The organism is Cohnella thailandensis (assembly GCF_014212135.1).
Classification (GTDB): domain Bacteria; phylum Bacillota; class Bacilli; order Paenibacillales; family Paenibacillaceae; genus Cohnella; species Cohnella thailandensis.
In genome coordinates, this window is the sequence record NZ_JACJVQ010000006.1 from 240,938 (window position 1) to 260,694 (window position 19,757).

Below are 19,757 nucleotides of genomic sequence, written 5' to 3' on the forward strand. Positions count from 1 at the left end.
GCAAGGGATCAAAACACTCGGTAATAGAGGGGAGAATTTCTGCTGGACTCATTATGGTTGGAGTATGCATGGGCATTACTGATTCTTATCGGATTGGAAGGTTTGCTTTCCGCGGATAACGCGCTTGTTCTGGCGGTCATCGCGAAGCACTTGCCGGAGGATCAAAAGAAGAAAGCGATCAACTACGGGATCATCATGGCCTTTGTTTTCCGTTTCGGCGCGCTATTCGCGATATCGTTCATTGCGAATGTCTGGCAGATACAGGCGATCGGAGCCGCTTACCTGCTTTACCTCGGGTTAAAGCACATCATTAAAGCGCGTTTCGGCAAAGAAAACGAGAACATTCGCGAGGACGTCAAAAAGGATGCCGCAGGGAAGGGATTCTGGCCGACCGTGGGTAAAATCGCGCTTGCGGATCTCGCCTTTGCGATTGATTCCATCCTTGCCGCGGTAGCTCTGGCACTCGGTCTCCCGGATTCGCCGCTTGGTAATTTCGGCGGGATGGACGGAGGCAAGTTCCTGGTCGTCGTACTTGGCGGTATCGCAGGGCTCGTGCTCATCAAATTCGCGGCCACATGGTTCATCAAGCTGCTTGCCCAGCGTCCTGCCCTCGAGACGACCGCTTACGCGATCGTGGCATGGGTCGGAGTAAAGCTCGCGGTCATCACTTTGGCTCACGAAGACATCGGCGTGTTGGATCATCATTTCCCGCATGGGACAACTTGGACCGTTATTTTCTATGGGGTGTTGGTTGCGATCGCTCTTCTCGGCTGGTTCGCTCCCGCGAATAAGAAACAGGCCGAACGACTCTAGATTGCGTTATTCATGATTGATTTCTGAAGAAAGCTGCCGGCATGCCGGCAGCTTTTTCGTTATTTCGCGAACACATGATTGCCGATCCGGGCCGTGACCGGGCGGCTTCGCACCCAGGCATTGTCCGTTTTGTCCGGATTATAGAAGACGACGGCTCCCAGCCCCGGGTCGGAACCGTTCAGCGCGGCCTGCACGGCGCTCCTCGTCTCCTGGCTTGGCGTCACCGAATAGATGCGTTTGTCCAATACCGGAGAGTACTGATAATAGGCTGTGCCGTTTATATATTCGACTTGGAAAATCGTATCGGTAATCGTATCCGGCCAATCGGGACTGGCCACCCGGTTCAAGATCGAAGCCGCGACCGCCACCTTGCCGGCGTAGCTCTCGCCTCCCGCCTCCGCCTCCGTAATCTTGTACAGCCAGTTAAGCTCTTCGGCGGACGTTTGGGTACTCTGCGCCTTCACGACGAGACCGCTGTCCCCCGTCGAGAGAACCGCCGAACGCGTCCGCTCATCGTAATGAACGCTTAAACCGATCTTCTTAGCCGTGTAGGCCAGCGGCACATAAGCGCTTCCGCCGATCAGCGTCGTTCGCGTATCCAAGCTGTCGCGAAGCCATGCCGCTTCTCCGGCACGTTGATAATCGGCGTAGCGCTCGCCTGCGGCGAACCCGATCTGAATCGAGGCTGTAGTGATTACCGCCGAGCGATAACGCTCGCTCCAACCGACCGAGGCGTTAAGCCCGCGGAAGAAGGCTGCCGGCACAAGCTGCAATCCGTTCTGCATGATCGCGCTCGTCGTAACCCGTTGACCGTCGACATAGACCGTCGTGCTGCCGGGCGTTTGGGCCGAAGCGCCCTGAGGCGGCCATGTCAAGAGAACAACCAATACTAGCGCCAAAGGCGACAACCAACGTTTTAACACAACGAGATCCCCCTCTCTCACTCGCCCCATTTTACGATAGAATAGCCGGTCGCCCGACTGACAATTTGAGGATAATGAGAATCGGCAACAGGGCTCCAAGCGGCGCTAAAGCCTCGCCAAGAGCGGATTTCTTCCGCCGATGAAGCCGTTCTTTTCTGATAAGGCTGAGAATATTTTAATGGTTGAAAATCTTCCCGGACGATTTTCCCGGCCTACCGGGAAACCGACCCTTGTTACCGGGAATACGGGGGTTCTACGATGGAGGTAAAGGAGGGAGGATCGAATGGACCGTCATTACGATGTCATCATCGTCGGAGCCCGGGTTGCCGGGTCGTCGCTCGCTTATGAATTATCGAAATCCGGCTATAAGGTGCTGCTGGCGGACAAAAGCTCGTTCCCGAGCGATGTGTTGTCGACCCACAATTTCTTCGGCAATTCCGTAGCGAAGCTGAGGGAGATGGGCGTCCTGGATCGTCTGCTGCAGACGGGAGCGCCTTTGTACAAACGAGCGGTCATTCAATTCGAGGATGTCGTCATCGACGGGCAGTTTCCCGAGGTGGACGGAGAGACGGAATGCTTGTGCGTCAGGCGGGTGCATCTGGATCATATCTTGTTCGAACACGCGTCGTCGCAGCCTGGCGTGACTTCGATCGAAGGGTTTCGAGTTACGGACGTGATCCGGGAGGGGAATGCGGTAACCGGGATCGCGGGAGTTCGCCGCGGCGGGGAAGAGGAACGGTTTACGGCCAAGCTAGTCGTCGGCGCCGACGGGCGCAACTCGACTCTGCGGGAGAGGGTGAACAGCGCGCGGGCGATGGCCGTTCCGACGGACTTTGCTTCCTATGTCGGCTACTTTAAGGGCTATGAGCAGGCTGGCGATATTCATGTGGAGCTGTACAAAATCAGGGACAAAATCGGCATCGTCTTCCCGACGGACGACGATCTGCACGTTGTCGGCGTCATGTTTCCCCTGGATGATCAAGGTTGGAGCGAGAGGTTCGCCCGGTCTCCGGAGAATGCGATGCGCGAGCTGATCGACGGCGGATTCGCGGATTCCCCCCTCCCGGAACGGCTGCGCCAAGCCTCCCTTGTCGGCAGGGTGCGAGGCTTGCGCGGTTACGACAACGATTGGCATCAGGGGATGGGAGAAGGGTGGGCGCTCGTCGGCGACGCTTTCTCGTTCAAGGATCCCGCCGTCGGACAAGGAATGCAGGATGCGCTTTATAGCGCGCGAATCTTAACCGACGTCCTATCCAAATACGACGACTGGGGAGAGCATTGGGAGGAGATGGCCCAAGCGTATCAGAGCCTGATGGAAGCGAAGATGATGTCCCGGTTCCATATGGCCTGCCAGTTCACGAAGAACGTTCCGTTCGGGCCGGAGCAGACCGCGGTTAACCGGCTGGTTGCCGCTCATCCCGAGGCGACCCGGGCTTTTCTCGGGATCTACAATCACGCGGTCGAGCCGCAGGAGTTCGAACAAGTCATCGGGGGGTTGCTGGCGGGGAACCAGGAATTTGAACCTTAAGGAGGATTCGTGAAGAATGAAGAAGCTCTCGAAGAGCCGCAGGAGGCGGATTTGGCTTGCGGCCGCAACGGCTATGACGGTAAGCCTGTGGTGGAATGCCGTTCATTCGGACGACGGCCAAATCGAAGAAGCCCGCCGTATTATCGTTTACAGCACGACAAGCTAAACGGACAATCCTAACAAGCGTCCGAGGTTCGTCCCGGTTAAGGGACGGACCTCTTGAATTCTTCCAAGATAGCCCTTAGCCCGTCCGGGTCGCCGATCATCGGCAAGTGTCCGGTGTCGAGGCTTCGAACGGATCCCGGAGCAAGGGCCGCGATCATTCGGTCCTGCAGGGAGGGGAGGATCTCTTTATCCTTGGTCAGCTTCACATAAAGCCGCGGCACGTCCGGGATAGACGCGCGTACCCGATCGGTAAACAAGCGCACGGCCTCCGGAGTAAATCCTCGGACAATCTCCGAAGCTTGGTCCGAAGCGAGATCGCTGCATAATCCCGCCCGGAGGGCGGCCTCCGGAGGCTTCGTTCCCAGGATTCGCATGATGGCGGCCAAGATTATTCTTTGAGGGAACGGCATCGCGGACAAGAAGGAACCGCCGGCCTTCGGAATAATGGCCCCGACGGCGACGAATCCCGCCAGCCGATTCCCGAGTTCCGAGGCAAGTTTAAGGGCCAGGACGCCTCCGATGGAATGAGCGACAAGGACGATGCGCCGAGCTCCCCAAGCCTCTATTTGTTTTTTTATGCCGATCGCGTAATCCTCCAGGGACAGCCGCTTCCGCGAATCGGCGGAGCCTTGCCTCAAGGGATACTCCGCCAGCAAGTAAGGGTGATTGAACCCCTCCGCGACTTTCCTCCAAATCCGATTGTCCAGCCCGGCCCCATGGATAAAAACGAAGCCTATGGAATCCTGCAAGTCCTTGCTCATAGGTGTCATTCCCCTCTATTCTTCACGTTTTGGTTTCTTCTAAAGGCATGGTATCATGAAAACAAGACAAATCATGTCTTATTTTAATGAGGTGGACCATGCAGAAGTCGCAGCGACTCATTCAATTGATCATGAGGATCAATGCGAAGCCGTCTTTTACCGTAGGCGAGTTGGCCGCCGAATTCGGGCTGTCCACGCGGACGATCACGAGGGATCTTCAGGAGCTAAGCGAGCTCGGCGTTCCCGTTTATTCCGTTCAAGGAAGGGGCGGAGGCTATCGGCTTCTTCGGGAAAGGCTGCTGCCGCCTATCAGCTTTACGGAAGGAGAAGCGCTCACCCTATTTTTTGCCTGCCAGACGTTGGATTATTTCGGCGCCTTGCCTTTCGGAGAGGGGGCGGATACCGCGCTTCATAAGTTTTATCACTATTTGCCCGCGGACCGTAAAGATCAGATCGATCGGCTTAAGGACAGGATCATGTTCTGGAGCCCCTTTCGGCCGATGTCGGCGGACATTCTTCAAACCCTGCTGCAAGCCATCATGACGAACGTCGTCGTGACGATAACCTATAAATCCGGAAGCGGAGAATCCGAGCGGAACATTCAGCCTATCGGCCTATATGCCAACTCCGGTTATTGGTATTGTCCCGCTTATTGCTTCAGCCGCGGCGACATCCGGCAGTTCAGGGCGGACCGGATTCTCTCCGCCGCGCCGAACGAATCGATTCCGAGCCGAGCGGACATCAGCCGGAAGACTTTGTCGGACAAGCCCGATAAGGACCGTCTGGAACAGACGATCCTTCGACTGAATTTGACCCCCAAAGGGGTGTTCGAGCTGGAATCCAATCCGCGCATCGCCCCGTTTATCCGGCGGAAGGAGGACGGCAGCGGAACGGCAAACGTTCAAATAGCGGCGGAAGACTTGAGCTTCTACGCGGACTTGATTTGGCGGCTGGGGGGCGAAGCCCAAATAACGGGGCCCGCGGAAGCGATCGAGTATATGAGGCAGAAGCTCGAAGCGGTTCGTAGGCTTTATTAGAACGGCCGTCAGTCGCTCAGCGAGATCAACTCGAGCTCCCTTAACCGCGACTCGTCGGTGATGACGTCGACTCCTGCGATCTTGCCGTTCGCGTAAGCGAGAGCGAGTACAAGAAGCAGTTGTCCGCCCGGGGATACGACGACGCCGATCTCTCCGTCGACGAGCGCCGGCCGCGCGGCCTTGGCGCGTCCGCCCATAAGCTGCGCGGCCACCTCCCGGATGCCGCGAACCTCGTTCGGAGCGTCCTTGCGATCGCTACGCAGCACCACTTGAGGATCGAGCACGGCGAGCAGCGCTTCGAAGTCCCCTTTTCTCGCGGCCGCCAGGAAGGAGTCCACAAGACTCCGTTGGACGTTGAGGTCGGCGCCCGAGGACGCTCTCGCTCCCTGCAATCGCCGGCGGGCTCGACTGGCTAGCTGCCTAGCGGCAATCTCGGAGCGCCCTACGATGGGAGCGATCTCGGCATAGGGGACCGCGAAGATGTCGTGCAGAATGAACGAGATCCGCTCTTCCGGATTCAAGGTGTCGAGCACCACATGCAGCGCCAGGCCGATCGAATCGGCGAGGATCGCCTCGCGTTCCGGATCGCCCTCCGCTTCATCGTCCAACGGCCGCTCGGCGTCATGGGCGTCCATCCCTTCTTCTCGCCGCGACTTTCGGGACCTCAGCATATCTAGGCATACCCGGGAGACGACGGTCGTCAGCCACCCCCCGATGTTCTCGATTCGGTTCCCATCGGAGCGGCTAAGCCTCAGCCAGGATTCTTGAACGGCGTCCTCCGCCTCGCTCCAGCTCCCCAGCATTCGGTACGCGACCGAACGCAGATGACTCCGATGGCCTTCGAACTGTTCGGTAAGCCGATTCATTTCGCTCATCGATAAGCTCCCTTCTTAACTGCTCTTACTGGATTGACGTATGAAACTTCAAGAACGTGACGGCGGTAGCGAACTTTATCGAGAACAGAATTGCGATCGCTCCTTGACTTTCCCCTTGAGGGGAGGGTTTATCTTAGGATTAATTCTAAGAGAAGGAGTGGAGTCGCAATGAATGCCAAACGCTTGGAAGGTAAAATCGCGCTTGTCACGGGGGCAAGCAGAGGGATCGGCAAAGGAATCGCGCTGCGTCTTGCGGCCGAAGGGGCGCTTGTCGCGGTTCATTACGGCGTTCGGTCGGATGCGGCGGCAGAGACCGTCTCCGAGATCGAGGCGGCGGGCGGCCATGCGTTCGCCGTCGGCGCCGAGCTGGATTCCTTGGACGGCGTAGAAAGGCTCCTTCAAGCCATGGATGAGGAATTAATCCGCAGAACGGGCAGCAACCGATACGATATCTTGGTCAACAATGCCGGTATCGGCACATCCCGAGAATTCGAAGAAACGAGCGAAGAGGACTTCGATCGGCTGTTCTCGGTTAATGTCAAGGCGCCGTTCTTCCTCGTTCAGCGATCGCTGGGACGATTGCGGGACGGCGGGCGAATCATCAACATATCCTCCGGGGTGACGCGCATTGCTTATCCGCATATCATGACCTACAACTTGACCAAAGGCGCTCTCAACACGTTCACTCTGCACTTGGCTCAGCTTCTAGGTTCGCGGGGAATAACCGTGAACGCGGTCATGCCCGGCATCGTCGATACCGACGTTAACGCGCCGTGGCTGCATACGCCCGAAGGACGCAAGCACGCGGAAGAGATGTCGGCGCTTGGACGCGTCGGCGAGCCCTCGGACATCGCGGATATCGTCGCCTTCGCGGCGTCGCCGGACGGCCGGTGGGTAACGGGACAGATGATTGACGCGACCGGAGGATCCCATTTGTAAGGCAGCTAGGAAGCATAAGGCGACGGTATCGCGCGAAACCGACGGTTGATCTTACCGCGAGAAAATCCTCTCGCTGATCTGACGAAGAAACCGAGACCACCTTTGTTGAAATTCCGGGTCGTCGGGCTCGAGTCCGGTGATCATCCGCGTTACAAGGCCGTTGAGAAGCGGATAAATCGTCAAGCTGGAGAGCATTAAGGTAATCATGGCAGGGTCAAGCTCCTCCGGTACCAGCCCCATCTCTTGTTTGGATTTCATATCCTCCGTATAGGAACGGAGGACCTTCGTCCTCTGTTCCTCCCCGTTGATCCCGCCGGGCAACGTATCCATCCCTTATCGAAGGAGCGATTAAGAATGAACCCGGAAGTCACCGATTTTATTGAGTCTTTGAAGGAGCCCTGGCAGGCCGAGCTTGCCGTTGCCCTGCGCGGGACGGTTCATGAGGCCGTCGGCGAAGTCCAGGAGCGCATCCAGTACAAGAAGCCCCATTTTCTCAAGAACGGAAAGTACCTGGCCGTCATCTCCCCTTCGAAGGAAGCGATCAGCTTCACCTTGTTCAACGCTGCCGGTCTGGAGCTTCCGGAAGACCGTTTCGAAGGACCGCCGGAGAGAAAAACGCTCAAGCTCCGCAAAGGCCAAACCGTCGACGCCGACGAAATCAAGACGCTGCTGAGCAAGGCTGCCAGCACGCTTTGATTGGACTCGATAAGCTGCAAAAAAGCGAAAGCCGGAAGGACGCTCCGGCTTTCGCTTTTTTTGTTAAGTGTATAGCTGCGCGGGATTATGCTGCGAAACCGGCTGGTAAATCTGCTGCATGGCTTGGAGGGCCGTATTGGTTGCGTATTCGACCGGGTAAAGGCCTTTGCGCGCCATGTAGCTCCATACCTCGAAGGCTTGGTGCGAGCACATGCGGAAGGCGTCCTCGAGGAAAGCGCGCAGCTGCGGCGTCGAGCATTCCATGGCCGACCACGCGTATTCCCGGCCCGCGCGCTTCAGCGTCAGAAGATAGGAAGTGACGATCGCGCGGTCGTCCAACTGCTGCAATTGAACCCTGGGCTGCAAGCCCGGATAGGCGTAAACGGGATTTTCCGCCACGGGGCTCATGCTTAACGCTGGAATGTTCAGCTGGTCCCGGGAGATCATGCGGTTGGCGTATTCGACCTTCATGTTGTAATCCTGCACGTGCACGGAATAGTGCCGGACGATCATGTCTCTCAGCTCAGGATCCTGCGCTTGATTGATGAAGAGCGCCATGGATTGAATCGAGTTCGTGCAGCTTAGCAGCAGCTCGTTAAGCTCGTGGGCTTCATGGGAACCTAGTCTCATCATTATCTCGTCACCGCTTTCTATGTTTTGGCTCTTTTGGACCGCCCCCTATATAATGGTTAACCGGCTTGGTTTTATACAGGAATCCAAGGCTTGCGCAGGACGCTGGATATGGTGTATTTTGGAAAAAAACAGTGCGATTCAGGAGGAACGGAAGCGGGTTCTGCTGATATTCAGATCGTGCATGGCAACCGAAATTCGGCCTCTCATGAAGGAATATCTGAAGAGCCTGTCATCGCCCTTCGACTCCTTTTTGGAAGGGTATATTTTATCGTCGGCCTTTTACTCGATCCTGGACGGCGAGCAAGAGGTCGGCTTTTACGCGATCCATAACAACGCAAGAAGGAAACGGAATAAGATGGAACCTAAAGGCCCCTGTGTCTTTTAGCCTAATATCAGGTATACAAATCGGTACTTTAGCCCTGCTTAATCCGTTGGAAAATTAAACTATAATTAAAGAAACTTAATTTTCGACAATGATCAACATTCCCTTAGAAAAGGTGAGTTCGTCTATGTTTTCTCCTTTCCAGAAGAAAAAGAACGGTCTTGAGCAGCAATCGCGAGAGGATCTTGACATAAGGAGGGAGTTAGAGGACTCGCAGGAGGAAGTGACCGCGGCTTCGGCTGCCAACGAGGTCGGCGAGGAGCAAACCGGTCCTATTTTCACCAATAAGGGTCATATGGATAAGAGATCGCTCGATCTGGTCTTCGCCGTGGAGCAGATGATTAAGGCCAAGCAGCAAGTCGAAATGAGCCACAACGATCTTCAGGACCGGCTGGGCCATTCGAACGGGCAGATCGAACGCTTGAACAAGGACTTGAAGAACCTGGGCAAGGTTATCGAGGAGCGCGAGAAGAGCATTCTTGAGCTGGAGCAGAGGCTGAGCGACAAGAACCTGAAGGTCGATCAGATGATGGAGGATTACCGCGAGCTTCACTCCTCCTTGTCCGGCCAGATCGAAGAGCTTAAAGCCGTCATCGAGCTGGAGCGACAGAACTATGCCAGCCTGCTTCAGAAGCACAACGAGACGACTTCCGACAAGAACAAGAGAATCGGCGAACTCGAAGAGAAGAACTCGAGGCTCGAAGCCGAGCTCGCCCAGATGAAGCAGAAGTACGATTCTCTTCGCCAGGAGAAGACGCATCTCCTGAATATTGTTAATGACTTCACCAGCCGATTGACGACTCCGTTCGGATCGGGCTCGGGTTCGCAGGGCGGAGTATCCAACGAGTAAGACCAGGTCTGACGAGGCAGAAGGACGTAGAGGGCATGGAGCCATACAGCGCGCAAGTCATGGAGCTGCTGTCGCTAGGGAAGACGTCCGAGGGTGCCTATCGAATCAAGGTCGCCGTTACCCATGAAGACAGGCAAGCTTCTTACATAATCGATATAGACGAATTTACATACCTAGGTCTTGAAGCTTTGCGGCCGGTGGACGGAGGAAGAGCGAGGCTCTCTCCATACCCCAAGTGGGACCCTTACCATAATACCTACTATAGCGCCGTAGTCCGGATGTCCGGCGTCTCCCGGGAGACGCTGTATTTCGCGTGCAGCGAAGAATTCATCCAAGCGATCAAGCGCCTTCAGCAAAATGAGCTTCCGCCCGTTCCGATTGGCGAGGAAGCGCTAGGGAACGGAGGAGAGGAGTCCGCGCGACGGAGATCTCCTTCGCGGCGCCGATTCGCCGCAAGAGCGTCGAGATTGGCCGGCCTGCTTCTGGCTTTGGTCGTGATCGGCTTGCTGGCTCTGTCTATCCCGACCGAGGGTCAAGAGGATCCCGTGCGCCTTCCGGGAGGACAGATCGGCGTCGCGAACGCGGGAGCCAAGACGGAGGTTTCGACGGCAGCCGCGGCTCCCGTATCGGCGAGCCAACCGCAGAAGAACGATGCGCACGAGGACGAAGCGCCGATCGCGGCGGTTACGGCCGATCGTCCCGCGCAGACGCAAGCTTCGGTCAAGCCCGCCGCGCAGCAGGCGCAAGCGGGCTACCAGGTCATCGAAGTCGAGGACGACAAGAAGTTCTTCGGGCTGCCGAAGGAATACGTCGCCTTAACCTTCGACGACGGGCCCTCTTCGCTTACGAAGAAGATCGTGGACATTCTCGTCGAGAACAAGATAGCGGCGACTTTCCTGTTCGTCGGGAAGAACGTGGAGAGGCATCCGGATGCCGTTGCCTATGCTAGCGAGCATGGGATGGCCGTCGGGAATCACTCCTGGGATCACAGCGTGTTGACGAAATTCACGCCTAAGGCCCAGAACGCGACCCTATCGAAGACGAACGCGGCCATCGAAGCCCTGACCGGAGAACCCGTTACGTTGTTCCGCCCGCCGTACGGCGCGGTTAACGACGAACTGATCTCCTCGGCGGAGAAGCTGAACATGAAGACGCTCCTGTGGAATAGGGACCCGGAGGATTGGAATGCGAAGAAGCCCGAAGACATCCTTCGCTACTTCCGTGAAGTCGAAGCCGCGGGCGGCGTATACGTGCTTCATGAAGACAAGTTCACGGCGGAGGCGCTTCCGGAAATCATCCAATACTTGAAGGACAAGGATCTGAAGTTTGCTATTTTTAAGTAACGGGACGAGACCAAGCGGCGGAGCCGGCCCTCAACCATTGAGGCGCCGGCTCCTATTTGCATTTCTTCGTCTCTCTCTTCGGACCTGTCCTCGGATGTTCATTCGCCTCTTTTATCCTAAGACTTCGCTAACTGCCTTCGGAATTCTTCTCCGATGAGGCCGATGCCGGTACGAATATCCTCCTCCCGGACCGTCGTCGCGTTCAGCTTGAGCAGATGCCGATTCGCCGTTCCCGGCAGGTAGTGCTTGTCGATCCTCTCCAGCAGAATCCTCTTCCCGAGACGAGCAACGACTTGAGGGACCGAGATCCGTCCGTCCAGCACGAGGTGCGTATGAATGGCGGGGTGCTTCGACTCGGGATAACGAAAGGCGCCGATGCACCGGTCGGCCTCCTCCCGGAGCGCTTCCGCCAGAACCTTCGCCCGCCGCGCGTAGGAATCCCGTATCATCCGCCGATGCCGCTCGAACATGCCGCTCTTTAAGTAGATCGCCAGCGCTCCCTGGGACAGCAAAGGGCTGTCGATGTTCCACATCCGCTTGACCCGGCGGAACGGCTCGACGAGCGCCTCCGGCAGAACCGCGACCCCCGCGCGCAAGCCGGGAAACACGATTTTGGAATAGCTCTTCAGATAGATCACCCTCTCGTGAACGTCCAGGGAGTGAAGCGGGTCGGCTTTGCCTTCCGTCTCCAGATCCGCCATGTAGTCGTCCTCCGCGACATAAACGTCGTGCTTGCGGGCGAGCTCGAGGATTTGTTTTTTCTGTGCCGTCGTGTAAGAGGTCCCTAACGGGGCGTGAAAGCGCGGGATCGTGTAGAAAAACTTAATGTCGCCCGAGCGGAACTGACGCTCCAGCTCCTCCATATCGATCCCCTCCGCCGTTCGCTCGATTCCCCGCACGGGTATACGGTGATCAAGGAGACGGCTGATAAAAAGGTGATAAGTCGGCTGTTCGATCAATACGCCGGGCCGGCCGTTCGGGAATTCGGTCGCCGCGAGAATCGCCAGCGACTGCTGGATCCCGGACGTAACCACGATCCGCCGCTCCGCGGCGAACACCTGGGAGGAAGCGAGCTGCTTCGCCAGGATCGCGAGCAGGGGGCGAAGGCCTTCTTCCGTCTGATAGACGAACAGGTCGTTCTTGTACGTATCGATCGCCTTGTTGACGCAGTGTTGAAAGTCGAGATAGGGGAACAGCGCGGGATCCGGCGCCGAAGCGACGAAGTCGATCGGCCGGGCCGAAGCCGGCTCCGAGCTCGGCTTGGCGTGCACGACGTAGTATCCGCTGCGGGGAACGGAGTACGCGAGGTGGCGCCGCTCCAATTCTTCCAGCGCGGCGATCGCGGTGCTGTTGCTGCAGCCGTATTGCCTCGCCAGCTCTCGAATGGAAGGCAGCTTGCCGCCCTGCTTCAGCGTTCCGTCCCGGATCCGGGCTTCCAGTTCGCCCAGCAGGCTCTCGTATTTATGCATCGGATCTCCTCCCGCCTCCGAATGTCTTGTACCGGTACAGATGGCTTTTTTACAAATGGTAACAGAGAGCGGAAGGATTTACGATAGGATAGCGGTCGCAAGTTAAGCGGCCGCGAATCGTTCTAACGTTGCATAATCGAAGGGAGATTATCGTTATGGCCAACAAATCCGCCTCGGGCGTCGTCTATCTCGCGGTCGCCTGCTATACGGGCATTATCGGGTTCGCCTTCCTGTTTATCAAGCTTGCGCTGGAGACGGCTCATCCGATCGACGCCCTCGCCCATCGCTTTACGATCGCGCTTGCGGCCATCGCCGCCGTGTTCTTGATCTCGCGCCGCCGATTGCGCTTGAGCGGGAGGATGCTGCTGTCCATGCTGCCTCTCGTGCTGTTCTACCCTTATCTCTTCTTCACTCTGCAGACGTACGGGTTGACGTATACGACTTCGGGAGAAGCGGGCATTATCAATGCGACCGTGCCGATCTCCACGATGGCGCTCGCGTCCGTCTTCCTGAAGGAACGTTCGGATTGGCTGCAGAAGGGGTTTACGCTGCTGTCGGTGGCCGGAGTCGTTTATATTTTCCTGATGAAGGGCGCCGCCTTCCAAGCCTCGGGCATTCGCGGCATCGTCCTCATCCTGCTGTCCGCCGTGTCGCTCTCCGCCTACAACATTCTTACCCGCAAGCTGACGCAGAGGCATCACTACCTGGATCTGACGTTCGCGATCCTGCTCGCCGGTTTTATCGCCTTCAACGCGATGTCCGTCACCCGTCATCTCTCGGAGGGCACGCTCCCGAATTACTTCGACGAGTTCCGGTCCGCGACGTTCTCGGGCTCCATCCTGTACCTGGGCATTCTGGCGTCGATGGGGACCTCGCTTCTTACCAACTTCGTATTGACCCGGATGGAAGCCTCGCGCATGGGGATCTTCAATAACGCGGCGACGGTTCTCACTATCCTCGGAGGCGTGATCTTCTTAAACGAGCCTCTGGCTTACTATCACATCATCGGCGCGTTTCTCGTATTGGCCGGGGTCGTCGGCGTCGGTTGGGCGGGGAAAAGAAAGAAGGCGTCCCAAGGGGAGGCTCGAGGAGCTTCCTTGGCACGGGGAGCAGCGGCGGCGGATCCTGCCAAATGACGGCCTTAAGCCGGAGTCCGGATTCAAGGATTGCGCCATTTCAGCAGCTCCCATCGACAGCCTCAAAGACCCCTGATCAGGGGTCTTTGGCGTCTCCGGGCTTTATGGTATATTTGAAAAGCAGTGATATGAAATTGCCATAATTTCAATAAATGAACTACGGAGGAATGGCCGATGATGGATAACTCCTGCCCGGGCAAGGTCGAGCCGATCCTGGAGATTCTGGACAGCAAGTGGATGCTTCTGATCCTGTTCGAGCTATTCAACGGAGTCAAGCGCTTCGGGCAGCTGCGCCGCAAGCTTGAGCCCATCAGCCCGAAGACGCTGACCGATCGGCTGCGTCTGCTGGAGGAGAAAGGTCTCGTCACTCGCACCCTTTATCCGAGCGTGCCCTTGCATGTCGAGTACGAGCTGACGGAATCCGGGCAGGGGCTGCAGCCGATTTTCGCTGCCATGTGGCAGTGGACCCAGCAGTACGGCGCCGATCCTCGCCTTACGGCGAACGCTTCGGCGGAGAGCTCGTTATAAAGGGGCGAATAAGCCCCGCATGATACCCATCGAACCGGAGGGAGCCTCCTTGTTCCGAATCTTTATCGTCGAAGACGACGACAAAATCCGCTCGATCGTGGCGGACGCGCTGCGCAAATGGCAATTCGAGGTCGTGGAGACGGCTTCGTTCGACAACGTGCTGGAGGAATTCCAGGCGAGCCAGCCGCATCTGGTGCTGCTGGACGTGAATCTGCCGATCTACGACGGGTTCTACTGGTGCCAGAGGATTCGCGCCGTCTCCAAGGTCCCGATCGTCTTCCTCTCTTCCCGGGATCAGAACATGGACGTCATCATGGCGATCAACATGGGCGGAGACGATTATATCCAGAAGCCGTTCGACCTCGGCGTGCTCGTCGCGAAGGTCAGCGCGCTGCTCCGGCGCAATTATACGTACCAGGACGAGAACCTGCAGCTTACCCATCGGGAGCTCGTTTTGTACCTGTCCAATTCCTCGGTTCAGTACCGGGGCCGGACGGCGGAATTGTCCCGCAACGAATCGATCATCATGCAGACGATGATGCGCCGGGCCGGGCGGATCGTCTCGCGGGACGAGCTGATGCAGGCGCTGTGGAACGACGAGCAGTTCGTCGACGACAACACGCTGACCGTCAACGTCAACCGGCTAAGACGCAAGATCGCCGCGCTCGGGCTGGAGGAATTCATCTCCACCCGCAAAGGAATGGGGTACATCGTCGAATGAGCTTCCGCCGGTTCTTGAAGTACGAGCGGCCGTATCTTCTCCTGTATGCCGCCTTGTTCTTAATGACGATCGCGGTCTTCTGGGTGGATCCCGAGATCGACCTGCACCGGAAGACGCTGCTCTACGCTCTCGTTCTGGCCTCGTTCCTTCTCGTCGTTTTCCTCGTTTACCGTTATCAGAAAGTGCTGTATGCCGTGCGGAATCGGAACGGCGAGGATGCCGAGCCGTTGTCCCTGGAGGCCGAAGCCTACCGGGAAGCGATCGAGGAGGCGGGAATCGCGCACATCCGGGCCATGAACGAGGCGCAGGCGAAGCAGAAGGAGTATTACGACTTCATCGTCTCCTGGTTCCACGAGATCAAGACGCCGATCTCCGTGCTTCGGCTGATGCAGCAGACCGAGGTCGACCCGCGCGGCGTCGAGGAGGAAGTGTCGCGCATCGAGCATTACGTGGACCAAGCGCTCTATTATGCCAAGCTGGACAGCTTCAACCAAGACTACGAGATCGTAAGCTGCGACCTCGAGCCTCTCGTGAAGGACGCCGTCAAGGCGCACGCCAAGTCGTTTATCGCGAGAAAAGTGAGAATCCGGCTGGACCTTCCGCGCACGACCGTGCAAAGCGACCCGAAGTGGCTGCTGTTCATCGTGAACCAGCTGTTGTCCAACGGCTTGAAGTATACCGGGGAGAACGGGGAGATCCGGATCTCTTCCCGCGCCACGCAGGACGAGAAGCAGCTTATCGTCCGCGACGACGGCATCGGGATCGAATCCAAGGACTTGCCTCGCGTCTTCAACCGGGGCTTTACCGGCGCCAACGGGCGCACCCATGCGAAGTCGACGGGGATGGGGCTTTATCTCGCCCAAGAGCTGTCCAAGAAGCTGGGGCACTACCTCACTTGCGAATCCGTCGTCGGGGAATACACGGAGTTCACGATTCACTTTCCGAAGAATCACGATCCTTATTTGTACACGGTACGGCGATAAAAAAACGGTTGGACAGGATATACCTGGCCAACCGTTTTTGCGTTGTGCCGCGCCTAATTCGAATCAGGACTGCCGGCTGACGATCTTGTAATACAAATTCGCGGACGAGAGATAGAGCAGCAGGTACACGAGGAAGTAGACGCCGATGATGCCCCACGTGATGCCCGGCAGCTCGGGGATGTCGCTCACCGACTCGAGAATGTAGGATTTGATGATCGACCAGCTGTACGCGATTCCGAGCGCTAGCGGAGGCAAGAACACGAACAGCAGCTGCTTGCGGATGACGCTTTTGATCTGCCGGTTGTCGACGCCCATCTTGCGCAGGATGGCGTATTGCAGCTTCTCGTCCGTCGCCTCGCGCAGCTGCTTGAAGTAGATGACGCTGGCCAGCGCGAAAGTCGCGACCAAGGCGAGGAAGCCGCTCGAGAACAGCATGAGGGACGAGCCCTCGATCTGCCTGGAGTAGACGTCGGCGAACGAGGAGTAATAGGCGCCGGGCGTCCGGGCGACGATCGCGTGAGCTCGCTCGGATAAGGCCTCGGCGTTCTTGGCATCCTTCACGCCGTAAATTTCGAACTTCTTCTTATTCGCGACGCCTTGAAGGCTCGAGTAGGCTTCGTCGGAGACGACCAGCACCGCCGGCTTCTTTATCATCGACTCGACCGGACTCGTCGACCAGCCCAGATAGGCATAATCTTTCTTCTCCGTAAGGAAGAACTCCTTCTCTTCTCCCGCGCCGAGCTTCACGGCGAAGCTTCGAGTCTCGCTTGCCGCGAACGTCTCCGGGAAGTCCGAGCCCTGCGACAGGGAGACGGCTTCGTTTCCGCTCAGCTCCACCTTCCGGTCGTCTCCGCGGATCCCGACCAGTTCGTTGTAGGCGGCTTCCGGCACGAGCAGCACTTCGGGGGTGAAATACTCCGGATTATCGAACGCGGCGTCCATGCTCGTCAAGGGTTCCGCCGTAAGCGCCTCGTGAGTCAGATGATAGCGAATCCCGTGCTCGGAGCTCCGGATCAAGTCGTCGACCTGGCGGTTCGTCCCGGTATCGAGCGACTGGAACGCGATGTCGTTCGGAATATTCCGGCCGACGGCTTCGAACTGAACCTTGTAATTGATCGTCATGAAGCACATCAGCATCATGATCGCCGCGCCGAACAGCGTAATGAACGATAGGTTGAGCGTGTTGCCGCGGATCTGGAACCGCAGCGACGACGTCCACAGCACCGTATTGCCTTCGTGGTAGTTCTTGCGCCGTCCGATCGTCCGCAGCAGCCAGCCGGCGAATTGACGGAAGAACAAGTACGTTCCGGCGACGATGCCGACGGACGACACGATCAAGCTGGGGGTCGCGTATTCCTGCCAGACGACCGAGCCTTTGCCGCTGTAGATGAGCGCGAAGGCGACACCGATCATAAGGACGGCGAGGATCGCCCAGAACGCGGACACGCGCACGGGCTTCTCGGCCTTCGATTTCGCGTGGAACAGCTCGGTCAGCTGCAGCCGGTTGACCATGAACCAGCTTTGCGCGCTGATGACGATCGCCAGCAGGAGCAGCAGCCCGGCGGTCGACGCGATCGCTTCGACCGGGAAGGTCAGCGAGACCGGCTGATCGTATTGCATGAGCGACATGAGCAGCATGCCGAACAGCTTGGAGAACAGCCCCCCGAGCAGAACGCCTGCCGCAAGGGAGACCGCGCAGATGACGAGCGTCTCCCAGAAGATCATCCGCACGACCTGCTTCTCGGTTAACCCGTACAGCAGGTACATGCCGAACTCCTTTTTGCGCTGGCGCATAAAGAAAGAATTCGCATATAGGATGAAGAAGACGATAAACAGAAATACCGTCACCGAGGCGATCATGGAGCCTACCCTGAAGTTATCCCTATTCTGCAGGGCATCCAGAACGTCCTCGTTATACATCAAGGAAGAGAACGTGTATTGAACGATGACGCCGGCCACCATGGAGAACAGATAAATGGAATACAGCCGGAAGTTGCGTTTCACGTTGCGCAGCGTAAGCTCGAGCAGGCTCATCGCGTCTTGCCCCCCATCAGGCTCTGGGCGTCGAGAATGCGGTCGTAGAACGCTCTCTGGGTTTGCTCGCCCGCGTAGAGCTCGTTCACGATGCCGCCGTCCCGCAGGAAAATAACCCGTTTGCAGTAGCTGGCCGCGTAACCGTCGTGCGTGACCATCAGAATCGTCGTGCCGAACGTCTCGTTCAGCCCTACGAGCTGTTCGAGCAGCTGCGTGGCGGACCGAGAGTCGAGCGCGCCGGTCGGTTCGTCCGCGAAGACGATCGCCGGGTTCGTGATGATCGCCCTTGCCGAGGCGACCCGCTGCTTCTGCCCGCCGGACAGCTCGCTCGGATATTTGGTCAGAATGCCCGCGATGTTGAGAGCTTGGGCGATCGGCGCCAGCCGGCGCTCCATCTCCTCGGCCTTGAACCGGCGAAGCGAGAGCGGCAGCAGGATGTTCTCCTTGGCCGTCAGCGTATCGAGCAGGTTATAATCCTGGAAAATGAACCCCATGCGCTCCTGGCGGAATTGCCTGGCCGCTTGCTTCTTCATGTCGAGCAGCGACTTTCCTTCGAGCCACACCTCTCCGCCGGACAGCCGGTCGATCGTCGACAGCACGTTCATCAGCGTCGACTTGCCGGAGCCCGAAGGACCCATGATCGCCGTCAGCTCCCCCGCGCGAACCTCGAGATCGATGCTCTTCAGCACGGGGGTCGTCCCGTAATTCTTGGATAAGTTTTTCGTTTGAATAACCGTTTGCATTTTCTGCTCCCTCCTCTTTATACCCTTAATATAAATGGGGCCGAAGCTCGTATCCATCGATCCTTGCCGATCCTGAGTGACGGTTTTGTCACTTGCGATCCCCGGGGCGGGCAGGACTTCTTCAAAATGAAAGCGAATACATTTAGAATAGAAGAGGTCGCTGCGTTTGACAGGTATTCTTACATGGACTTATCATTAAATTGGTTTCCCGGATTCAATCTCTAACTTGGGGGAGATAATATGACGCATCATCGTTCGCCCGATATTCCGAGGGAGAAGACCAACCTGGACAAAAGGTTCCCGATCTTCATCGAGGATACGATCGGGGTCGACTCGGGGTACCAGAAGCTGCACTGGCACGACGCGCTCGAGATCAACCTGATCAAGTCCGGCACCGGCTACTATATCATTAACGGCGAGACGTTCGAGTTCCGGCAAGGGGACATCCTTCTCATCAATTCGAACGATCTGCACTGCGCTTACGAGACGAGCGATCTGGTCCTGCAGGTCATCTCGTTCGACGGCTCATGGCTGACCGGAACGCTTCGCTACGATCCCGAGATTCTCTCCCCGTTCAAGGAGATGGGCGTCAGCTTCACGAACCTGCTCGACCGCGAGCATCCGCGCATCGGCAAGCTCCGCTCGCTGCTGCTCGAGATGCAGCAGGAGCACGCGGGCGCGCTTCGCTCGCATACGTCGCTCGTCTTCGCCTGCCTGCATCAGTTCCTGGCGTACGTCAACCGGGATTTCCGGTTCTCCGCCGCGGATGGCGCGAGCCGGTCGCAAGTGAATGCCGCCCAACTGGATAAGGTCCGGCTCGTCATCCACGCCATGGAATCGGATCTCGTCTATCCCTGGACGCTGAACGAGCTGTCGGAGCTCGTCTTCCTGAGCCCCTCCCGGTTCTGCGACATCTTCCGGCGCACGGTCGGCGTGCCCCCGCAGCTTTATCTTATCCAGCTTCGGCTGGAGAAGGCGGTCAAGCTGCTCGGGACGACCGACCTCAAGATCGTGGACGTCGCCATGGAATGCGGCTTCCGCAATTTGTCCAACTTCAACCGCCTGTTTAACCGCCACTTCGGCTACGCTCCCCGCACCGTCCGCCAAAGATCGTCTTAAGTGTCAGATTTCTTCTCACCTACAGGAAGATAGTATCAGTTTTCGGTTGAATTGGCGAAGAGCCCCCGCCCCCCGGCAG

Annotated in this window: 22 protein-coding genes; 14 read left to right on the plus strand and 8 right to left on the minus strand. The window is 57.6% G+C overall.

The window, feature by feature from the left end; genetic code table 11:
* Positions 1 to 42: 42 nt before the first annotated feature.
* Positions 43 to 813 (plus strand): TerC family protein, encoded by a 771-nt coding sequence (locus H7B67_RS09055; protein WP_185119662.1) that lies wholly within the window; start codon positions 43 to 45, stop codon positions 811 to 813.
* Between the two features lie 59 nt (positions 814 to 872).
* Here the strand turns inward: H7B67_RS09055 and H7B67_RS09060 are convergent, their stop codons facing one another.
* Positions 873 to 1,736 (minus strand): cell wall hydrolase, encoded by an 864-nt coding sequence (locus H7B67_RS09060; protein ID WP_185119484.1) that lies wholly within the window; start codon positions 1,734 to 1,736, stop codon positions 873 to 875.
* Positions 1,737 to 2,019: 283 nt separating this feature from the next.
* Here H7B67_RS09060 and H7B67_RS09065 point away from each other — a divergent pair, with 283 nt between their 5' ends.
* Positions 2,020 to 3,264 (plus strand): NAD(P)/FAD-dependent oxidoreductase, encoded by a 1,245-nt coding sequence (locus H7B67_RS09065; RefSeq protein WP_185119485.1) that lies wholly within the window; start codon positions 2,020 to 2,022, stop codon positions 3,262 to 3,264.
* Positions 3,265 to 3,280: 16 nt separating this feature from the next.
* Positions 3,281 to 3,430, plus strand: coding sequence for a hypothetical protein (locus H7B67_RS09070; protein WP_185119486.1), 150 nt, complete (start codon positions 3,281 to 3,283; stop codon positions 3,428 to 3,430).
* Positions 3,431 to 3,467: 37 nt separating this feature from the next.
* On the opposite strand, the gene H7B67_RS09075 is transcribed toward H7B67_RS09070, so the two are convergent.
* The gene (locus H7B67_RS09075; RefSeq protein WP_185119487.1) at positions 3,468 to 4,190 is read right to left on the minus strand and encodes an alpha/beta fold hydrolase; all 723 of its coding nucleotides are present in this window, start codon (positions 4,188 to 4,190) and stop codon (positions 3,468 to 3,470) included.
* A gap of 98 nt (positions 4,191 to 4,288) precedes the next feature.
* Between H7B67_RS09075 and H7B67_RS09080 the strand changes: the two genes are divergently transcribed.
* The gene (locus H7B67_RS09080) at positions 4,289 to 5,227 is read left to right on the plus strand and encodes a helix-turn-helix transcriptional regulator (protein ID WP_185119488.1); all 939 of its coding nucleotides are present in this window, start codon (positions 4,289 to 4,291) and stop codon (positions 5,225 to 5,227) included.
* 8 nt (positions 5,228 to 5,235) lie between these two features.
* Here H7B67_RS09080 and H7B67_RS09085 read toward each other — a convergent pair whose 3' ends face one another.
* A complete protein-coding gene (locus tag H7B67_RS09085; protein ID WP_185119489.1) occupies positions 5,236 to 6,102 on the minus strand; it encodes a sigma-70 family RNA polymerase sigma factor in 867 nt (288 codons plus the stop codon).
* Between the two features lie 168 nt (positions 6,103 to 6,270).
* On the opposite strand from H7B67_RS09085, the gene H7B67_RS09090 reads away from it, so the two are divergent.
* Positions 6,271 to 7,041, plus strand: coding sequence for an SDR family oxidoreductase (locus H7B67_RS09090; protein WP_185119490.1), 771 nt, complete (start codon positions 6,271 to 6,273; stop codon positions 7,039 to 7,041).
* Positions 7,042 to 7,092: 51 nt separating this feature from the next.
* Here the strand turns inward: H7B67_RS09090 and H7B67_RS09095 are convergent, their stop codons facing one another.
* Positions 7,093 to 7,299: a hypothetical protein gene (locus H7B67_RS09095; RefSeq protein WP_245363178.1), complete on the minus strand. Its 207-nt coding sequence runs from the start codon at positions 7,297 to 7,299 to the stop codon at positions 7,093 to 7,095.
* Positions 7,300 to 7,395: 96 nt separating this feature from the next.
* On the opposite strand from H7B67_RS09095, the gene H7B67_RS09100 reads away from it, so the two are divergent.
* The gene (locus H7B67_RS09100) at positions 7,396 to 7,737 is read left to right on the plus strand and encodes a DUF1801 domain-containing protein (protein ID WP_185119491.1); all 342 of its coding nucleotides are present in this window, start codon (positions 7,396 to 7,398) and stop codon (positions 7,735 to 7,737) included.
* Between the two features lie 63 nt (positions 7,738 to 7,800).
* On the opposite strand, the gene H7B67_RS09105 is transcribed toward H7B67_RS09100, so the two are convergent.
* Positions 7,801 to 8,370, minus strand: a complete 570-nt coding sequence (locus tag H7B67_RS09105) for a spore coat protein (protein ID WP_245363176.1) — start codon at positions 8,368 to 8,370, stop codon at positions 7,801 to 7,803.
* 181 nt (positions 8,371 to 8,551) lie between these two features.
* On the opposite strand from H7B67_RS09105, the gene H7B67_RS31455 reads away from it, so the two are divergent.
* The 3 genes from H7B67_RS31455 to H7B67_RS09120 all read left to right on the plus strand — a co-directional run bounded on the left by H7B67_RS31455 (position 8,552) and on the right by H7B67_RS09120 (position 10,945).
* Positions 8,552 to 8,755, plus strand: coding sequence for a hypothetical protein (locus H7B67_RS31455; protein ID WP_425489417.1), 204 nt, complete (start codon positions 8,552 to 8,554; stop codon positions 8,753 to 8,755).
* 124 nt (positions 8,756 to 8,879) lie between these two features.
* Positions 8,880 to 9,602, plus strand: a complete 723-nt coding sequence (locus H7B67_RS09115) for a hypothetical protein (protein WP_185119493.1) — start codon at positions 8,880 to 8,882, stop codon at positions 9,600 to 9,602.
* Positions 9,603 to 9,637: 35 nt separating this feature from the next.
* Entirely contained in the window at positions 9,638 to 10,945 is a 1,308-nt protein-coding gene (locus H7B67_RS09120) for a polysaccharide deacetylase family protein (RefSeq protein WP_185119494.1), read from the plus strand.
* 116 nt (positions 10,946 to 11,061) lie between these two features.
* Here the strand turns inward: H7B67_RS09120 and H7B67_RS09125 are convergent, their stop codons facing one another.
* Complete coding sequence (locus tag H7B67_RS09125; RefSeq protein WP_185119495.1) at positions 11,062 to 12,414, minus strand: aminotransferase-like domain-containing protein; 1,353 nt, start codon at positions 12,412 to 12,414, stop codon at positions 11,062 to 11,064.
* A 155-nt stretch (positions 12,415 to 12,569) separates the two neighbouring features.
* Here H7B67_RS09125 and H7B67_RS09130 point away from each other — a divergent pair, with 155 nt between their 5' ends.
* The 4 genes from H7B67_RS09130 to H7B67_RS09145 all read left to right on the plus strand — a co-directional run bounded on the left by H7B67_RS09130 (position 12,570) and on the right by H7B67_RS09145 (position 15,782).
* A complete protein-coding gene (locus H7B67_RS09130) occupies positions 12,570 to 13,550 on the plus strand; it encodes a DMT family transporter (RefSeq protein ID WP_185119496.1) in 981 nt (326 codons plus the stop codon).
* A 174-nt stretch (positions 13,551 to 13,724) separates the two neighbouring features.
* Positions 13,725 to 14,078 carry a winged helix-turn-helix transcriptional regulator gene (locus H7B67_RS09135; RefSeq protein ID WP_185119497.1) on the plus strand — a complete coding sequence of 118 codons (354 nt, stop codon included), beginning with the start codon at positions 13,725 to 13,727 and terminating at the stop codon, positions 14,076 to 14,078.
* A 19-nt stretch (positions 14,079 to 14,097) separates the two neighbouring features.
* The gene (locus H7B67_RS09140; protein WP_281067794.1) at positions 14,098 to 14,799 is read left to right on the plus strand and encodes a response regulator transcription factor; all 702 of its coding nucleotides are present in this window, start codon (positions 14,098 to 14,100) and stop codon (positions 14,797 to 14,799) included.
* A complete protein-coding gene (locus H7B67_RS09145; protein ID WP_185119498.1) occupies positions 14,796 to 15,782 on the plus strand; it encodes a sensor histidine kinase in 987 nt (328 codons plus the stop codon). Before H7B67_RS09140 ends, H7B67_RS09145 begins: the two co-directional genes overlap by 4 nt.
* Positions 15,783 to 15,845: 63 nt before the next feature.
* Here the strand turns inward: H7B67_RS09145 and H7B67_RS09150 are convergent, their stop codons facing one another.
* Positions 15,846 to 17,816 carry an ABC transporter permease gene (locus H7B67_RS09150; protein WP_185119499.1) on the minus strand — a complete coding sequence of 657 codons (1,971 nt, stop codon included), beginning with the start codon at positions 17,814 to 17,816 and terminating at the stop codon, positions 15,846 to 15,848.
* Entirely contained in the window at positions 17,813 to 18,559 is a 747-nt protein-coding gene (locus tag H7B67_RS09155; protein WP_185119500.1) for an ABC transporter ATP-binding protein, read from the minus strand. Before H7B67_RS09155 ends, H7B67_RS09150 begins: the two co-directional genes overlap by 4 nt.
* 240 nt (positions 18,560 to 18,799) lie before the next feature.
* Between H7B67_RS09155 and H7B67_RS09160 the strand changes: the two genes are divergently transcribed.
* Positions 18,800 to 19,678, plus strand: coding sequence for a helix-turn-helix transcriptional regulator (locus H7B67_RS09160; RefSeq protein ID WP_185119501.1), 879 nt, complete (start codon positions 18,800 to 18,802; stop codon positions 19,676 to 19,678).
* Positions 19,679 to 19,757: the final 79 nt, after the last annotated feature.

Excerpts from the sequence above, each read along its gene's own strand:
- H7B67_RS09065 (WP_185119485.1), top strand. The coding sequence starts at position 2,020 with ATGGACCGTCATTACGATGTCATCATCGTCGGAGCCCGGGTTGCCGGG.
- H7B67_RS09070 (WP_185119486.1), top strand. The coding sequence starts at position 3,281 with ATGAAGAAGCTCTCGAAGAGCCGCAGGAGGCGGATTTGGCTTGCGGCC.
- H7B67_RS09075 (WP_185119487.1), bottom strand. The coding sequence starts at position 4,190 with ATGAGCAAGGACTTGCAGGATTCCATAGGCTTCGTTTTTATCCATGGG.
- H7B67_RS09080 (WP_185119488.1), top strand. The coding sequence starts at position 4,289 with ATGCAGAAGTCGCAGCGACTCATTCAATTGATCATGAGGATCAATGCG.
- H7B67_RS09085 (WP_185119489.1), bottom strand. The coding sequence starts at position 6,102 with ATGAGCGAAATGAATCGGCTTACCGAACAGTTCGAAGGCCATCGGAGT.
- H7B67_RS09090 (WP_185119490.1), top strand. The coding sequence starts at position 6,271 with ATGAATGCCAAACGCTTGGAAGGTAAAATCGCGCTTGTCACGGGGGCA.
- H7B67_RS09095 (WP_245363178.1), bottom strand. The coding sequence starts at position 7,299 with ATGAAATCCAAACAAGAGATGGGGCTGGTACCGGAGGAGCTTGACCCT.
- H7B67_RS09100 (WP_185119491.1), top strand. The coding sequence starts at position 7,396 with ATGAACCCGGAAGTCACCGATTTTATTGAGTCTTTGAAGGAGCCCTGG.
- H7B67_RS09105 (WP_245363176.1), bottom strand. The coding sequence starts at position 8,370 with ATGATGAGACTAGGTTCCCATGAAGCCCACGAGCTTAACGAGCTGCTG.
- H7B67_RS31455 (WP_425489417.1), top strand. The coding sequence starts at position 8,552 with ATGGCAACCGAAATTCGGCCTCTCATGAAGGAATATCTGAAGAGCCTG.
- H7B67_RS09115 (WP_185119493.1), top strand. The coding sequence starts at position 8,880 with ATGTTTTCTCCTTTCCAGAAGAAAAAGAACGGTCTTGAGCAGCAATCG.
- H7B67_RS09120 (WP_185119494.1), top strand. The coding sequence starts at position 9,638 with ATGGAGCCATACAGCGCGCAAGTCATGGAGCTGCTGTCGCTAGGGAAG.
- H7B67_RS09125 (WP_185119495.1), bottom strand. The coding sequence starts at position 12,414 with ATGCATAAATACGAGAGCCTGCTGGGCGAACTGGAAGCCCGGATCCGG.
- H7B67_RS09130 (WP_185119496.1), top strand. The coding sequence starts at position 12,570 with ATGGCCAACAAATCCGCCTCGGGCGTCGTCTATCTCGCGGTCGCCTGC.
- H7B67_RS09135 (WP_185119497.1), top strand. The coding sequence starts at position 13,725 with ATGATGGATAACTCCTGCCCGGGCAAGGTCGAGCCGATCCTGGAGATT.
- H7B67_RS09140 (WP_281067794.1), top strand. The coding sequence starts at position 14,098 with ATGATACCCATCGAACCGGAGGGAGCCTCCTTGTTCCGAATCTTTATC.
- H7B67_RS09145 (WP_185119498.1), top strand. The coding sequence starts at position 14,796 with ATGAGCTTCCGCCGGTTCTTGAAGTACGAGCGGCCGTATCTTCTCCTG.
- H7B67_RS09150 (WP_185119499.1), bottom strand. The coding sequence starts at position 17,816 with ATGAGCCTGCTCGAGCTTACGCTGCGCAACGTGAAACGCAACTTCCGG.
- H7B67_RS09155 (WP_185119500.1), bottom strand. The coding sequence starts at position 18,559 with ATGCAAACGGTTATTCAAACGAAAAACTTATCCAAGAATTACGGGACG.
- H7B67_RS09160 (WP_185119501.1), top strand. The coding sequence starts at position 18,800 with ATGACGCATCATCGTTCGCCCGATATTCCGAGGGAGAAGACCAACCTG.